This is a genomic window from Streptomyces sp. NPDC002499, from assembly GCF_053595415.1.
The window spans coordinates 528,665-543,359 of the sequence record NZ_JBSFXO010000007.1; the positions used below are offsets into that span (position 1 = coordinate 528,665).

Annotated in this window: 13 protein-coding genes; 8 read left to right on the forward strand and 5 right to left on the reverse strand. The window is 69.9% G+C overall.

Annotated elements, in window-relative coordinates; genetic code table 11:
* Positions 1-61: 61 nt before the first annotated feature.
* Positions 62-508, reverse strand: coding sequence for a MarR family winged helix-turn-helix transcriptional regulator (locus ACWD5F_RS22425; protein ID WP_451256619.1), 447 nt, complete (start codon positions 506-508; stop codon positions 62-64).
* Positions 509-603: 95 nt separating this feature from the next.
* Between ACWD5F_RS22425 and ACWD5F_RS22430 the strand changes: the two genes are divergently transcribed.
* A complete protein-coding gene (locus tag ACWD5F_RS22430) occupies positions 604-978 on the forward strand; it encodes a cupin domain-containing protein (protein ID WP_451256621.1) in 375 nt (124 codons plus the stop codon).
* Between the two features lie 28 nt (positions 979-1,006).
* Here the strand turns inward: ACWD5F_RS22430 and ACWD5F_RS22435 are convergent, their stop codons facing one another.
* The gene (locus tag ACWD5F_RS22435; protein ID WP_401727525.1) at positions 1,007-1,669 is read right to left on the reverse strand and encodes an aggregation-promoting factor C-terminal-like domain-containing protein; all 663 of its coding nucleotides are present in this window, start codon (positions 1,667-1,669) and stop codon (positions 1,007-1,009) included.
* A gap of 194 nt (positions 1,670-1,863) precedes the next feature.
* On the opposite strand from ACWD5F_RS22435, the gene ACWD5F_RS22440 reads away from it, so the two are divergent.
* The 6 genes from ACWD5F_RS22440 to ACWD5F_RS22465 all read left to right on the forward strand — a co-directional run bounded on the left by ACWD5F_RS22440 (position 1,864) and on the right by ACWD5F_RS22465 (position 6,908).
* Positions 1,864-2,583, forward strand: a complete 720-nt coding sequence (locus ACWD5F_RS22440; RefSeq protein ID WP_451256623.1) for a TetR/AcrR family transcriptional regulator — start codon at positions 1,864-1,866, stop codon at positions 2,581-2,583.
* Between the two features lie 203 nt (positions 2,584-2,786).
* Complete coding sequence (locus ACWD5F_RS22445) at positions 2,787-3,752, forward strand: ABC transporter substrate-binding protein (RefSeq protein WP_451256625.1); 966 nt, start codon at positions 2,787-2,789, stop codon at positions 3,750-3,752.
* On the forward strand, positions 3,749-4,522 hold the full coding sequence (locus ACWD5F_RS22450) for an ABC transporter permease (protein WP_451256627.1): 774 nt from the start codon (positions 3,749-3,751) through the stop codon (positions 4,520-4,522). The genes ACWD5F_RS22445 and ACWD5F_RS22450 overlap by 4 nt, the downstream gene beginning before the upstream one ends.
* Positions 4,519-5,295, forward strand: coding sequence for an ABC transporter permease (locus ACWD5F_RS22455; protein WP_451256629.1), 777 nt, complete (start codon positions 4,519-4,521; stop codon positions 5,293-5,295). Before ACWD5F_RS22450 ends, ACWD5F_RS22455 begins: the two co-directional genes overlap by 4 nt.
* Before the next feature lie 24 nt (positions 5,296-5,319).
* Positions 5,320-6,147 (forward strand): ABC transporter ATP-binding protein, encoded by an 828-nt coding sequence (locus ACWD5F_RS22460; protein WP_451256631.1) that lies wholly within the window; start codon positions 5,320-5,322, stop codon positions 6,145-6,147.
* Between the two features lie 74 nt (positions 6,148-6,221).
* On the forward strand, positions 6,222-6,908 hold the full coding sequence (locus ACWD5F_RS22465; RefSeq protein WP_451256633.1) for a response regulator: 687 nt from the start codon (positions 6,222-6,224) through the stop codon (positions 6,906-6,908).
* Between the two features lie 25 nt (positions 6,909-6,933).
* Here the strand turns inward: ACWD5F_RS22465 and ACWD5F_RS22470 are convergent, their stop codons facing one another.
* On the reverse strand, positions 6,934-8,115 hold the full coding sequence (locus ACWD5F_RS22470; RefSeq protein ID WP_451256635.1) for a sensor histidine kinase: 1,182 nt from the start codon (positions 8,113-8,115) through the stop codon (positions 6,934-6,936).
* 375 nt (positions 8,116-8,490) lie between these two features.
* Here ACWD5F_RS22470 and ACWD5F_RS22475 point away from each other — a divergent pair, with 375 nt between their 5' ends.
* The gene (locus ACWD5F_RS22475; RefSeq protein WP_451256636.1) at positions 8,491-10,035 is read left to right on the forward strand and encodes a subtype B tannase; all 1,545 of its coding nucleotides are present in this window, start codon (positions 8,491-8,493) and stop codon (positions 10,033-10,035) included.
* A gap of 65 nt (positions 10,036-10,100) precedes the next feature.
* On the opposite strand, the gene ACWD5F_RS22480 is transcribed toward ACWD5F_RS22475, so the two are convergent.
* Positions 10,101-11,093: a DNA polymerase Y family protein gene (locus ACWD5F_RS22480; RefSeq protein ID WP_451256638.1), complete on the reverse strand. Its 993-nt coding sequence runs from the start codon at positions 11,091-11,093 to the stop codon at positions 10,101-10,103.
* Positions 11,090-14,590, reverse strand: coding sequence for a DNA polymerase III subunit alpha (locus ACWD5F_RS22485; protein WP_451256640.1), 3,501 nt, complete (start codon positions 14,588-14,590; stop codon positions 11,090-11,092). The genes ACWD5F_RS22480 and ACWD5F_RS22485 overlap by 4 nt, the downstream gene beginning before the upstream one ends.
* Positions 14,591-14,695: the final 105 nt, after the last annotated feature.

Consider the following 14,695-nt stretch of genomic DNA (forward strand, 5'->3'; position numbering starts at 1 on the left):
AGTTACGCGTCAGTAAAAACTTCCAGTGATAACTGACTCCGCAGTAGCTCCTGCCGAACCGTCACCAGGCGGGCCTGAGGGGACCATAGGGCGCAATACGCCCCAATCGGTCACGCAACGCGCGCACTTCACCCTCACCGAGCAGCTCGCTCCACTCGCGCACCACCTCGGCGGCCGCCTCCTCCGCCGCCCGGGTACACGCCCACCCGCGCTCGGTCAGCACGATCAGCCGGGCCCGCGCGTCATCGGGATGGGCGCGCCGCTCGGCGTACCCCTTCCGCACAATGTCGTCGACCAGTTGACTCGCCGCCTGCTTGGTCACCCCGAGGTGCGCGGCGAGTTCGGTGACCGTGGCGCCGTCCGGGGCGAGCCGGGCGAACGCGAAGCCGTGCGCGGGCCGCACCCCCTCGAACCCACGCGCCACGACGCCTTCGTTGATGCGCTGCGTGAGCTCACCCGCGGCGGCGAGCAGGGCGGCGGACAGAGCCATGGCCTCGGAGTTGTGCACGGACGCATTGAAACACCCTTGACGGATCGGTCAAGCAGCTTGACTATGAGGACCGGAAATATAGTCAAGCAGCTTGACCATCTGGAGGCAGATCCATGCCCGTCGTCCGTTCGTCCGAGGCCGTGACGCACGAAATGCACGGCGCCCGCTTCGTCTCGTACGCCACTCCGCTCAGCGGCAGCAAAGAACTGTGCGCCTGGCGCGGTGAGATCCCGCCGGGCACGCAGGCGCCCGCGCACACCGTCAACCGGGAGGAGATCCTGCACGTGCTCGACGGCGAACTGCTGGTCACCCTCGACGACCGCACCACCCGCGTCACCGTCGGCGACACCCTGATCATCAACCCCGGCGCGACCCTCGCCGTCGAGAACCCGGGCGACCGGACCGCGGTCACCTGGGTCACGACCTCCATCGGTCTGGAGGCCGAACTGGCCGACGGGACGCGGATCGCTCCGCCGTGGGCGCGCTGAAGCCGCTGGCGAGAACTGTCAGGGACCCTCAGTACGCGTGGTGGACCTGCCAGAACGCCCAGGCGTCGCAGGGGCTGCCGTAGGTGACGTTCATGTAGTTCAGGCCCCACTTGATCTGGGTGGCCGGGTTGGTCCGCCAGTCGGCGCCGACGGAGGACATCTTGTCGCCGGGCAGGGCCTGGACGAGACCGTAGGCGCCGGAGGAAGGGTTGACCGCGAGGTAGTTCCAGGTGGACTCGTGGTCCACGATGTTGCTGAAGCACTGGAACTGGCCGCTGCCCACGATCTGCGCGGCCATCGCCTTGACCTGCGCCACGGTGTAGGAGGGCTGGAGCGAGAAGGTGGCGTCGGGATCACCGGCCGCGGCCTTGGCCTCCGCCGCCTTGTCGGCCGCGTCCTTCTTGGCCTTCGCGGTCTTGGCCGCCGCCACTCGGGCGGTCTGCTCGGCGTCCTTCCTGGCGCTCGCGTCCGCCTGGACGGCCACGGCGTTCGCCTGCTGCGTCAGGGACGCGGTCTGCACCTGCGCCTGCCGGCCCGCGGGCAGGTCCGCGAGGAGGGTGACATCGGTGGCCGTCGCCTCCGCGTCGTTGTTCTGCGCGCTGCTGCCCGAGGCAACACCGACGACGCTTCCCACAGCGGTGACCGCCGTGGCCGAGACCACGGCGAATCCCCGGACCGATATCCGGTTCACTCGCTTCTCTTCCTCTTCTGCACTTCGTACGGGCCGCCGTGCACGTCGGCCGACGGAGGCATCTCGCCAGTCGAGTAAGACAGTTGGAACACTCTTGCGTGCCGAACCGGCCGGCGCAATCCCGGACGGGGTGCGGATATTCACACCCGTACCATGTGCCAGGACGATCGCGCCCTCCGAAAGCGAGACCTCGCATGGCGGTACCCCCCGCATCCGGCGAGACCGGTGGCGCCGGCGGGGCACCCGCGCCCAGACCGCGGCGCGATCGCGAGCTGAACCGCCGCAAGCTCCTGACCGCCGCACGCGAGGTGTTCCGCGAGCACGGCCTGAAGGCCACCCTGGACGACGTCGCCCGCCATGCCGGGCTCGGCGTGGCGACGGCGTATCGCCACTTCCCCAACAAGCAGGCTCTGATCGACGAGTTGGTCGACGACATGTTCGCGGGCGTCGAGGAGGCCACCCGGGAGGGTGCCGAGGACGCCGACACCTGGCGCGGGCTGACGGTCAGCCTGGAGCGCGTGGCCGAACTTCAAGCGCTCGACCGCGGCCTGCGCGAGGTCGTGCTGCACAGCGACCGTGCGGTGCCGGCGGGGCTGCGGCACCAGCGGCAGATCAGGCACAACGTCGATCTCGTGGTCGAACGGGCCAAGGAACAGGGTGTGCTGCGCGCGGACGCGGAGCCCTGGGACCTGGTGGTGATCCAGCAGATGCTGGCCGCGGTGACCGAGCGCAGCGGCCAGCCGGATCTGTGGCGGCGCTATCTGAGGCTGCTGCTGGACGGGCTGCGCGCCGGTCCCGAGCGCACGCAGCCGCTGCCCGGCGCGGACTACGGCAAGCGGTTCGACGTACGGGGACCGGACTGGACCGACCCTCCGGAGCCGGGAACGGACGTCCCGGGCGCACCGCGCGCCTGAAGGAAAGCCTCCTCGCTCCCGGATCTCCTGTACGGCTGTGGCCGTACCCCTCCCCCGTCGTACGGCAGACGTCGTACAGGTCATTGACGGTGCCCGGGGGATGTGCCGTTGGTCCGCGGACGACACCTTTGGCACGTCGGCGGACCGCACCGAAATGTTTCGGCCGGTTCGCGCGCAATGAGATGTGACCCGGAGGTCAGACCATGCAACGCCTATTCGTCGGCATCGCCGCCGCCTCACTTCTGCTCGCGGCCACGGCCTGTGGATCGTCCGGGGACTCCGGCGGCTCCGCGTCGGAGAGCGGGGGGACCACCAAGGTCAAGGTCGGGGTCATCCCGATCGTCGACGTGGCCCCCATCTATCTCGGCCAGAAGCAGGGGATCTACAAGAAATACGGTCTCGATGTCTCGATGACCACGGCGCAGGGCGGCTCGGCCATCGTGCCGGGCGTGGTCAGCGGCCAGTTCCAGTTCGGCTTCAGCAACTCGACCTCGCTGATGGTCGCGCAGAGCAACGGCATCAAGGTGAAGGCGGTCTCCAACGGTGTGGCGACCACCGGTGTGGACGGCAAGGACTACGGCGCGCTGGTCGTCAAGAAGGGCAGTTCGCTCAAGTCCGCGAAGGACCTCGAGGGCAAGACGGTCGCCGTCAACACGCTCAAGAACATCCTCGACACCTCGGTGCGCGAGTCCGTGCGCAAGGCCGGCGGCGACCCGTCGAAGGTGAAGTTCGTCGAGCTGGCCTTCGACCAGATGCCCGCCGCCCTGGAGAAGGGCCAGGTGGACGCCGCGATGGCGGTCGAGCCCGCGCTGACGACCATCCTGAACGCGGGAGGCGTGGAGATCGCGTCACCGTATGTGGACGTGGCCAAGGATCTGACGGTCGCCATGTACTTCACCTCGCAGACGTACGCGACGAAGAACCCCGATGTGGTGAAGAAGTTCCAGCAGGCCACCACCGAGGCGCTGACCTACGCGAACAGCCACCCCGACGAGGTCCGCGACATCGTCGCCACCTACACGCAGATCCCGTCCTCCGTCCTGGCGAAGGTGACGCTGCCGAAGTGGCCGGCGGACATCAGCCGGTCCTCGGTGGACACCCTGGAGAAGCTCGGCGAGCAGGACGGGCTGTTCAAGACCGCCCCGGACCTGGACGAGCTGCTGCCGTGAGGAATCAGAACATCGCACTCGGAGCGGCGGGGCTCGTGACCTTCCTCGCCCTCGGCGAGGCCGTGCCGCGCCTGGGTCTGATCAGCGCGGACTACTTCCCGCCGTCGAGCAGGATCGCCGGCGCGCTGGGCGACGAACTCGGCGACGGCGCCTTCTGGTCGGCGCTCGGCGACACCCTGACCGGCTGGATGATCGGCCTGGGCATCGCCGCGGGCGCGGCCGTCCTGTGCGGGCTGCTCATCACGGTCGTACCGTTCCTGCGCCAGGCGACGGCGTCGACGATCGAGTTCCTCCGCCCCATCCCGTCCGTGGCCCTGATCCCGCTGGCGGTGCTGCTCTACGGCAGCGAACTGCGCTCGGTGCTCCTGCTGGTGGTGTACGCGTCGTTCTGGCAGGTGCTCATCCAGGTGCTGTACGGCGTCCAGGACGTGGACCCCGTCGCGGACGAGACGGCACGGTCGTACGGTCTCGGGACCTGGGCGCGCATCCGGCACGTGATGTGGCCGACCGCCCTGCCCTATGTCATGACCGGCATCCGGCTCGCCGCCGCGGTCGCCCTGGTGCTCGCCATCACGGCCGAACTGGTCATCGGCGCACCGGGACTCGGCTCGCTGATCGCGGTCGCCCAGGCATCGCAGGCCGTCCCCGAGATGTACGCGCTGGTCACGGTGACCGGAGTCCTGGGGCTCCTGATCAACCTGGGGGCCCGGGCCGTGGAGCGGCGGGCGCTGGCGTGGCACCAGTCCGTACGCGGGGAGGTCGTGCTGTGAGGACGCTGACACGGCAGGTGCTGTTCGCGGTCGGCCTGCCCGCGGTGCTGCTTGGGCTGTGGTGGGTCGCGTCGGACGGGAGCACCGACCCGTTCTGGCCGCCGCTGCGCACGATCTTCCGGACCGTCCCCTCGGTCTGGACCGGTGAACGCCTGCGCACGGACCTGCTGCCCAGTGTGCTGCGCCTGGCCGGCGGGTACGCGCTCGCGGGTGTCGTGGGCATCGGCCTGGGCACCCTCATCGGCTCCCACCGCGGGGTGCGGGCCTTCTGCGAGCCCGTGCTGGAGTTTCTGCGGGCGGTGCCGCCCCCGGTGCTGGTGCCGGTGATCATGCTGTTCGCGGGCATCGGCGACACGATGAAGATCGTGGTGATCGCGAGCGGCTGCGTCTGGCCGGTCCTGCTCAACACGGTCGAGGGCGTGCGCGCGGTCGACTCGGTGATGCTGGAGACGGCGCGTTCGTATCAGATCCGCGGTGCGGGGCGGCTGCGCCACCTGGTGCTGCCCTCGGCGAGTCCGCAGATCGTCGCCGGTCTGCGCCAGGCCCTCTCCGTCGGCATCATCCTGATGGTCATCAGCGAGATGTTCGCGGCGAACAACGGCATCGGCTTCACCGTCGTCCAGTTCCAACGCAGCTTCGCCATCCCCGACATGTGGACCGGAATCCTGCTCCTGGGCCTGCTCGGCTTCCTGCTCTCCGTTGCCTTCCAGTTCGCCGAGCGGCGAGTGCTCGGCTGGTACCACGGCCTGCGCGCCTCCACCCGGCGGTCGTGAATGAACATTGCGAAAGGGCGAACCATGCTCGACGTACGCGGTCTTGGGAAGACCTACCAGGGGTCCGGCCGGCGGGTGGAGGCGGTCCGCGACCTCACCTTCACGGTGAAGGCCGGTGAACTCGTCTGTCTGGTGGGCCCGTCGGGCTGCGGCAAGACGACCCTGCTGAAGTGCATGGGCGGACTGCTCAGTCCGTCCACGGGACAGGTGCTCCTCGACGACGTACCGGTGACCGGCCCGCCGCCCGGCATGGCGATCGTCTTCCAGGAGTACGGGCGCAGCCTCTTCCCCTGGATGAGGGTCGCCGCAAACGTCGAACTCCCCCTGAAGGAGAAGGGGTTGCCGAAGGCGAAACGCCGGGAGCTGGTCACCGACGCCCTGCGGTCGGTGGGGCTGCCGGACGCCGCCGACGCCTATCCCTGGCAGTTGTCCGGCGGGATGCAGCAACGGGTGGCGATCGCCCGGGCGTTGGCCTACGAGCCTCAAGTCCTGCTGATGGACGAGCCGTTCGCGGCGGTCGACGCGCAGACCCGCGCCGACCTGGAGGACCTGGTGCGGGCGCTGTGGCAGGAGCGCGGGATCACCGTCCTGTTCGTCACCCACGACATCGACGAGGCGGTCTACCTCGGCGAGCGGGTGATCGTCCTCTCCGCCTCACCGACCGTCGTACAGGACGAACTGCACATCGACCTGCCCGACGAACGGGATCAACTGCACACCCGGGTCGCGCCTCGCTTCACCGAACTGCGGACTCATGTCTACGAGCAGATCCAGGCGGCGAAGCGGGCTGCGCGGGCGGACGCGTCCACTGCGTCGGTCGCACCGGACCCCGACGGGCGTCCGGCCGACTGAGCCGGGGCGAGGGCCCTCCGGATCGCGACGACCTTAACGGAGACGCAACCTCCGTTTTGCCGTAGGGTGGCGGCATGAAGGACGCCGTGATCCGGGTCGTCATCGCCGACGACCAAGCTCTGTTGCGGGGCGGATTCCGCATTCTGATCGACTCGACCGACGATCTGGAGGTGGTCGGAGAGGCCGAGACCGGCCGCGAGGCCATCGAGATCGTCCGCCGCACCATGCCGGATGTCGTCCTGATGGACATCCGCATGCCGGAGCTGGACGGTCTCGCGGCCACGCGGGAGATCGCCTCGGATCCCGATCTGGACGGCGTCCGCATCGTGATCCTCACCACCTACGAGGTGGACGAGTACGTCCTTCAGGCCCTGCGGGCCGGGGCGTGCGGCTTCCTGGGGAAGGGCATGCGTCCCGCGGAGCTGCCGGAGGCCATCCGGATCGCGGCGCGCGGCGAGGCCCTGCTGTCGCCCAAGGCCACCCAGGCCCTGGTCGCGAGATACCTCTCGCTGCCCGACGGACCGCCGACGGCCCTCTCCGGCGAACTGGCCGAACTCACCGACCGGGAGCGGGAGATCGTGGCGCTGGCGGCCGAGGGAATGTCCAATCAGGCGATCGCCGAGTACCTGGTCATCTCCCGTCAGACCGTCCGCACCCATGTGCACCGGGCCATGGCCAAACTCGGGGCCCGGGACCGGGCGCAGCTCGTGGTGGTCGCCTACCGGACAGGGCTCGTCCGTCCGGCGGCCGCCGGACGCTAGCAGGGGCGCCGGCCGGGACCGGCGTTCAGGGCTTCGCGGGAGGTGCGGGGAGGGCGGGAAGGAACGCGTCCACGCTGAACTCCTCGCGGCCCTCGACGATGTCGAGGCGACCACCGACGGACGCGGCCCGCTCACGCAGCCCCAGCAGGCCACGGCCTGTGCCCCATGCGGAATGCCGCTGGTCCTCGGTGCGGGTCACCGGGTTGACCACCGAGACCCGGAGCCGGTGCGCGGCGAAGGACAGCCGGACCGTCGCGGTTCGGGGCGTGGCGTACTTGATCGCGTTCGTCAACGACTCCTGGATGATGCGGTAGCCGGCCATGCTGACGGCCGGACTCAGAGCGAAGGTCCTGTCGCCGCGCTGTATGTCGACCGCCAGGCCGGCGGCACGGAAGCCGTCGAGGAGATCGTCGAGGCGGTCCAGGGTGGGCATGGGCTCCGGCAACGGCGTCTCACCGTCGGGCTGCCGCAGGACGGTGAGCATGGTGCCGAGTTCCGCGAGGGTGCTGCCGCTCGCCGTGATGACGTGTTCGATGGCCGCCTCTGCCGCCTCGGGCTCCCGGCGCAGCAGGTGGGCAGCGGCTCCGGCCTGGAAGTTGATCACCGTGATGCTGTGCGCGACGATGTCGTGCAGGTCCCGGGCGAGCCGCAGCCGCTCCTCGACCACCCGCCGTGACGCCTCCGCCTCCCGGGTCCGCTCGGCGCGCAGGGCGCGGTCCTTGATGGCCTGGATGTAGGCGCGGCGGTTCCTGGTGGCGTCACCGATGGCGATGGCGGCGCCGAGCCACGCGATCAGCATGAGGTTGGCCGGATCGAAGACGTGCACCCCGGTCACGATCAGAGTGAAGATCTGGATCATGGTTCCGGCGATCGCGCCGGTGATCAGGGCGCGGGTGCGCGGGGCGGACACGGCCTCGGAATACAGGGCCACCAGACAGCACACGATTCCCGGGCCCGGTTCCATCATCCACAGCAGGGCGACGAGATAGCCGACGGTCGTCCCCGCGAGCGTGGCCGCCGGCATACTCCGCCGCACCACCAGCGGCGCCGCCGACAACAGCGTGAACAGAATGGCGGGCCCCGCCGAGACGCCCTCCCTAAAGAATGCCGGGACAATGAGAACGGCCCATACAAGGGCGAGCAAACCGTCGACGAGAAACGGATTGCCGAGCATCCGGCCACGTGTTCCGTCCAGCACACTCACCATCCCCGGAATCCGACGGGTCTTTTCTCGCGACAGTCGCGCACAGCCCACGCCGTTCACGGTACGCGCCTCGACGGGCCTGGACACCCGTGACGACCCTTCCCGTACACGAACTCACCTGCGCCTTCACGGATTACGAAAGGCCGGCTCGTTGGCCGGCCCTACGTCGACCCCCGTATACCGCGAGGCGCGATACGGCAGGCACCGTACGCGCGAGAGACGGTATTCAGGGGACGCGGAACCAGTTTCCAGAAGGCAGTTTGAATCCGTCACCTTCCCCCACGCGACAGATTTCTCAGGAAATGCACAGTACCAGGTCACACAAACCCGCACCCCGACAAGGATGTTGATGTGAAGCGCCGAATATTCCTTTCCGGCATGGCAGCCACCGCAGCGGGAACGACCGCCGCCCTGTACTACGGCGGAGCACAGGGCGCGGTGGCTTCGACCGGGGGCACTCTGAAGTTCCCCAAGGACGCGTACACCACCCAGACCAAGACGATCACGACGGCCGACGGCGCCGAGAAGAGCGTCACGTACCGGTTCTGGGAGAACATCGTCTACGTCGCCGATCCCGTGGACCCGACCTACCAGTGCCTCAACGTCCAGCAGCCGGTCGAGATCGACGGGCGGGCCGTCGACGCCTCCCACGCCCCGATCTTCTTCTCCATCCCGCTCGGCGGTTTCCTCTCCGGTACGCCCGCCGGCCGCACCAACCCCGGCGGCGGCACCAGCCCGTCCCCGAGCGACAGCGCCTCGGCCTCGGCCGACCCCAGCGCCACCCCGACCGCGTCGCCCACGACCAGGCCGCCGCTGCCGCCCGGGGCGGGCGACCAGGGCGACAACTCGGCACTGGCCCTCGCGGCCGGCTATGTCGTGGTCACCTCGGGCGCGCGCGGACGGGAGAACGTCAAGGACGGCAAGTACTACGGCAAGGCTCCCGCCGCCCTCGTGGACCTGAAGGCGGCCCTGCGGTACGTCCACCGGAACAAGGGCGTGCTGCCCGGCAACCCCGACAAGATCATCACCAACGGCGGCAGCGCCGGCGGCAACTTCTCGTCGATGATGGGCGCCTCGGTGGGCAGCCCGCTGTTCGACTCCTACCTGCGGGAGATCGGCGCGGCCGAGGCGAGCGACGCGGTGTTCGCCTCCGCCGTCTTCTGCCCGATCATCGACCTCGGCAACGCCGACAAGGCCTACGAGTGGATGTACGGCTCGGCCAAGCTGAACGGCGAGCTGGTCGACCGGACGGCCTCGAAGCAACTGACCGCGCAGTTCGCGGAGTACCAGGCCTCGCTGGGCCTGCGCGGCGTGGGCCGGTTCGGCCGGGTGACGGCCGCCAACTACGACCGGTACCTGCTGGAGAACTACGTGCAGCCGGCCGCGACCAGCCATCTGCGGGCGCTCTCCGAGGCCGACAGGACGGCGTATCTGACCGCCAACCCGTTCATCAAGTGGTCGGGCGGCAAGGCGACCTTCGCCTGGGACGGCTACATCGCGCACATCGCGCGGTCCCGTCCGGTGCCCGCCTTCGACGACAAGGCCATGGCGCAGCCGGAGCCGGGCTACTTCGGCGACGAGACCCATGTCTCACGGCACTTCACCACCTTCGGCCTGCGGTACGCGACCGGTGACAAGACCGCCACGGTGGACCGCGACATCCCGCACAAGGTGAAGATGGCCAACCCGATGACCTACCTGGAGGAGCGCAACCCGCGCCGGGCGAGGCACTGGTGGCTGCGGATCGGCACCAGCGACACCACGCACTCCCTGACCGCGATCACCAACCTCGCCCTCAAGACCCAGAACCTCGGGGACGACGTCAACCTCAAGATGTACTGGGACGGCGGCCACGGCGCCAACGAGGACCCGGGCGACCTGATCAAGTGGATGGGCGAGATCACCGGCTACTCGATCGGATAGCACCGCGGCGAAACCGGGCCGTACGCCCAGGAGTTGACGGTCCGTCCGGTTCCGGGCACGGACGGTCAGTTCGCCAGGGCGGCCGGGCGTACGGCCCCTGGCCCGAAGCGACGACGGGCACGGTCGGCGGCGGCTTCGACTGCGCGAGCGCGGACATCACCAGGGTCCAGGGAAAGCTGCCAGTAGGCGTCGCCGGCCGGCAGCAGGCCGTCGGCGCGGATCGTGAAGGCGCGGACCCTCGCTCGTTGCAGCCCGAGGGAAGTCAAGAGTCCCAGGGCCGTGGCGGTGAGGGCGGGTGAGTGGTCGGTGGGTTCCGGCAGGGCTCGCGTACGGGTGGTGGAGGTGCGGTCGGCGTAGCGGACCGTGAGGGTGAGCCGGCCGGTGATCTGCCGTTCTGTGCGCAGGCGTTGGCCGATCTGTTCGGCGAGTCCCAGGACCGCTCGGTGGTGTTGGGCCGGGTCGAGGCAGTCCCGGCTCAGCACGAGGTCGGCGGTCAGGTGTGCCGCCGGTTCCGCGGGGACGATCGGGCGGGGGTCGTGGCCGCGGGCCCGCTCGGCCAGCAACCGGGCCTGGCCGGCGCCGAGAAGGCGTTGCAGGGTCGCCGCGGGCAGGTCGGTGATCTGGCCGATGGTGTGCAGGCCGTACCGGTGCAGGGTGTCCGCCATGGCGCGACCGATGCCGGGCAGGGCGGTGACCGGTCGGGGGTGCAGCCAGTCGGTCGTCTTCTCGGTGGGCACATCGGTGGTGTCCCCGGGTGCGGTCGCGTCGGCCGCCATCGCCGCCAGCATGCGGTTGCCCGCGAGCCCTGCGCTGCTGTCGATGTCGTAGAGAGCCTTCAGCCTCATCTTCACCGTCTGGACCGCGTCGTAGGCAGACATGTCGAAGTACCGGAGCGCCGAAGTCAGGTCCACCTGAAGGGCGTTGGGCGGGACGGCCTGGACGTGAGGCGTGAATCCGGACACCAGTTCGATTACGTCGCCGTACTGGTCCTCGGTCAGTGCGGTGTGCAGGTGGAAGTGGGCGATGTGCCGCTGCCGCGTGATCGTCGTCTCGCTCATCCCGCGCTCCCCGGGCTGCGGTGACCGAACTTCTTCAGGTCGGCGGAGCGGGTGCCGGCGGGCTGGAGGTCGGCGTACGGATGCAGCCGGGCGCCGGCGGTGCCGTCGGTCAGGGTGCGCTGCGGCTGGGCGGGGGTCGGGTGCGGGCGGCTCTCGCCGAGGAGGGCGAGGGCGGCCTCGGGGCCGTTGTCCCGGCGGGCCGCGGCGATCTCGTCGAGGTCCCAGGCCATGGAACCGACGACGGTACGACGGGTGCCGCGCACCTGGACCGTGCCGCGCACCAGCAACAACCCGCTGTGGAACACGGTGTACGCGCACGCCGGATGGGAGTCCTCGAAGAACGCGAGGTCGACCAGACCCGAGCCGTCCTCCAACGTCACGAAGATGATCCGCTTGCCGCTCGCGATCGGCGGAGTCTGCGTCGAAGCCCGCACGCCCGCGACCAACACCTGCTGACCCGCACGCAGTCCGGCCAGGTGTGCCGCGTCCGTCGCGCCGATCTCCCGCAGCAAGCGGTGGTGATGCTCCATCAGATGCCTGGAGACATCGATGCCGAGCGTGTCCAACTCCGCGCTCAGCGCCTCGCGTCCGGTCATCTCCGGCAGCCCGCTCGGCTCCGCTCCCCCAACCGCACCTGTGTCTATGGGAAGTTGACCCGCTCCCGCACTCCGGTTGCGGGACTGCCGATGCAACTCGGCGATCTGAAGCAGGAGATCGCGTCGGGTGAGGCGGCCGTCGTGCAGGCAGGTGAACGCGCCGATCTCGGCGAGGCGTTCGGCGGTCGGTCTGCTGGGGCGGGCCCGCTGCCAGAAGTCCGACAGTGATCCGTACGGCTGTCCCTCCTCGATCCGCGCGCACTCCTCCTCACCGATGCCGTGCACCCCGGACAGCGCGAGCCGCACGCCCCACTCCTCCCGCTCAGTCATCTCCACGACGTGCTTCACCTTCGAACGGTTGATGTCGACGGGCAGGACCTGCACCCCGCGCCGACGGGCGTCGGAGACCAGCACCCGCTTGGGCCACATCCCGGGATCGTGTTCGAGCAACCCCGCCAGCAGGAACGCCGGATGATGCGCCTTGAGCCAGGCGCTCTGCAGGGCCGGTACGGCGAACGCGACCGCGTGGGCCCGGCAGAAGCCGTACGCCCCGAAGGCCTCGACGGTCTTCCAGACGTCGTCCCGGACGGCCGCGCTGTAGCCACGCGCGCGTGCCTTCTGATGGAACCACTCCTTGATCCTGGGCAGTTGGTCCTTGTCGCCGAGCGCTCGTCGGGTGAGCTCCCCGAAGGCACGGTCGCAGCCGGTCAGCACCCGCAGCGTCTCGATGATCTGCTCGTGCCAGATGGTCACGCCGTAGGTGTCGGCGAGCACGGGTTCCAGGTCGCGGTGAGCGTAGTTCGGAGTACCGCCGTGGCGGGCCGCGATGTACCGCTCGGGCATGCCCCCGGCGACCGGTCCCGGACGGAAGAGGCTGATGTCGGCGATGACGTCCTGCACGTCACGGGGCTGGAGGCGGGAGAGGAGGTCCTGCTGGCCCGGTGACTCCAGCTGGAACAGGCCCAGCGTCTGACTCTCCTGGATGAGCTTGAACGCGAACACGTCGTCGAGGGGCACCTGTTGGGGGTTGTCGAGGTCGATGCGGTCGCCGGTGGCCCGTTCGATCTCGGTGACGGCGTGGGCCATCGCGGACTGCATCCGTACGCCCAGGACGTCGAGTTTGATGTTGCCCAGCGCCTCGATCTCCTCCTTCGCGGCCATCGCCATCGGGTAGTCGCCCTGCGGGGTGGGCTGCACCGGCAACCGGTCCAGGAGGGTCGCGTCGCTGATGACCACACCGCACGGGTGCATGGCCATGCCGTGGACGAGGGCGTCGAGGCCCTCGGCCAGCTCCCACAGGGGCCCGTACCGGCCCATCTCGCCCGCCAGCTGGCGTAGTTCGGGCAGCTCGGCGAGCGCGTTCGTGATGTCGGAGGCGCGCAGGTGCGGGAAGCTCTTGGCGATCCGGTCGACGTCGGCCGGGGCGATCCCCAGCGCGAGGCCGGTGTCGCGCAGCGCCCTGCGCGCCCGATAGGTCTCGGGCATCGCGGTGACCGCCACCCGCTCCTTCCCGAACCGTTCGAAGATCGTGTCGTAGCACTCCAGGCGGCGGGCGGACTCCACGTCGATGTCGATGTCGGGCAGCGATTCGCGGCGCCGGCTCAGGAAGCGTTCGAACAGCAGGCTGTGGTCGAGCGGGTTGGCGGTGGCGATGTCCAGCGCGTGACAGACCAGCGAACCGGCGCCGGAGCCGCGGGCGGCGACCCGGATGCCCTTGGCCCGGATGTCGGCGACGACCTGGGCGACGGCGAGGAAGTACGCGTCGTAGTTCCAGTGGGAGATGACGTCGAGCTCCTCCTCCAGCCGGTCGCGTGCCGCCGGGTCGCGGTCGAGGCCCCGTCGGGCCAGGCCCTCTTCACACCGCAGCCGCAGCAGCCCGGCCGCACCGCCCGCCGCCGGCGCGGCGCCCGCCCTCGGGCCGACCCCGACCCCGGCCTCCGCCCCGACCCCGGCCCCGAACAGCGACGGTTCCGGGAAGTGCCGCCTGCCGAGACCGAGGTCCGCGGGGTCCACGACGCACGCCTCCGCCGTGTCCGCGGTGTCCGCCATCAGCCGACGGGCCCGCCGTACGTCCGCTCCGGCGCACTCGGCGATCATCCGGGCCACGACCGTCATCTCCCTCTCGTCCTTGAGCCAGCGCTGTCCGCTGTCCAGCCGGCGCCGGTCGATCGGCCGCAGCAGCCGGGCCGCGTCCAGGACGTCGGCGAGGCGGTGCTGGTCGGGATCGGCGTAGCGGACGGCGTTGGAGAGCACGGCGGTCGTCCCGGTGCGGTCGGCCAGGGCGAGGGTGCGGGCGGCCAGACGCAGGGAGCCCGGACCTATGCCGAAACGTTTCTGCGCGACGACCTCCAATCGAACGCCCCTCCCGAAGACCTCCTTCCAGGGCGCCAGCAGCTTCATCGCGACGTCCTCCCGGCCCACCGACAGCGCCCGCACCGGCTCCGAGAGCGGCCCGAGCAGGACGGTCAGCCCTGGACCGCCGTACTCGCGCAGCGCCTCCCACGGCACCACCACCGGTGCCGCGCCGGACGCGGTACCGACATGGGCGGCGGACGTGATGCGGCACAGCCGGGCCCAGCCCTCCCGGTTCTGCGCGAGCAGCACGAAGCGGAGCGGCGGTTCCACGACATGCGCGCCGCCGTGTGCCGGAGTGCGGCAGCGTTGGACGGGCGGCGGGGGCGCCAGGGCCTCGACCGCGAGGTCGATGCCGAAGAGCGGCCGGATCTTCTCCTTCGCGCAGGCCTGTGCGAACCGGACGGCTCCGGTGACCGTGTCCCGGTCGGTGAGCGCGAGGGTGCCCATGCCGCGACTGGCCGCCCACTGGGCGAGCTGCTCGGGGTGGGAGGCGCCGTAGCGGACGGAGTAACCGGACGCGACGTGCACGTGGGCGAAGCCCGCCATGCCGCACCTCCATCACTCCGCCCCTTTTCAGCCATACGCCCGATATCTCCGTCGCACGTCCGTTCGATTACTCTAGCCCCATCAGTACCGGTCAGCGACCTCAGA

What these genes read in the sequence shown, in the direction of transcription:
- ACWD5F_RS22465 (WP_451256633.1), top strand. Translation starts at nt 6,222, where the DNA reads ATGAAGGACGCCGTGATCCGGGTCGTCATCGCCGACGACCAAGCTCTG.
- ACWD5F_RS22475 (WP_451256636.1), top strand. Translation starts at nt 8,491, where the DNA reads ATGGCAGCCACCGCAGCGGGAACGACCGCCGCCCTGTACTACGGCGGA.
- ACWD5F_RS22470 (WP_451256635.1), bottom strand. Translation starts at nt 8,115, where the DNA reads ATGGTGAGTGTGCTGGACGGAACACGTGGCCGGATGCTCGGCAATCCG.
- ACWD5F_RS22485 (WP_451256640.1), bottom strand. Translation starts at nt 14,590, where the DNA reads ATGGCGGGCTTCGCCCACGTGCACGTCGCGTCCGGTTACTCCGTCCGC.
- ACWD5F_RS22460 (WP_451256631.1), top strand. Translation starts at nt 5,320, where the DNA reads ATGCTCGACGTACGCGGTCTTGGGAAGACCTACCAGGGGTCCGGCCGG.
- ACWD5F_RS22445 (WP_451256625.1), top strand. Translation starts at nt 2,787, where the DNA reads ATGCAACGCCTATTCGTCGGCATCGCCGCCGCCTCACTTCTGCTCGCG.
- ACWD5F_RS22480 (WP_451256638.1), bottom strand. Translation starts at nt 11,093, where the DNA reads ATGAGCGAGACGACGATCACGCGGCAGCGGCACATCGCCCACTTCCAC.
- ACWD5F_RS22430 (WP_451256621.1), top strand. Translation starts at nt 604, where the DNA reads ATGCCCGTCGTCCGTTCGTCCGAGGCCGTGACGCACGAAATGCACGGC.
- ACWD5F_RS22440 (WP_451256623.1), top strand. Translation starts at nt 1,864, where the DNA reads ATGGCGGTACCCCCCGCATCCGGCGAGACCGGTGGCGCCGGCGGGGCA.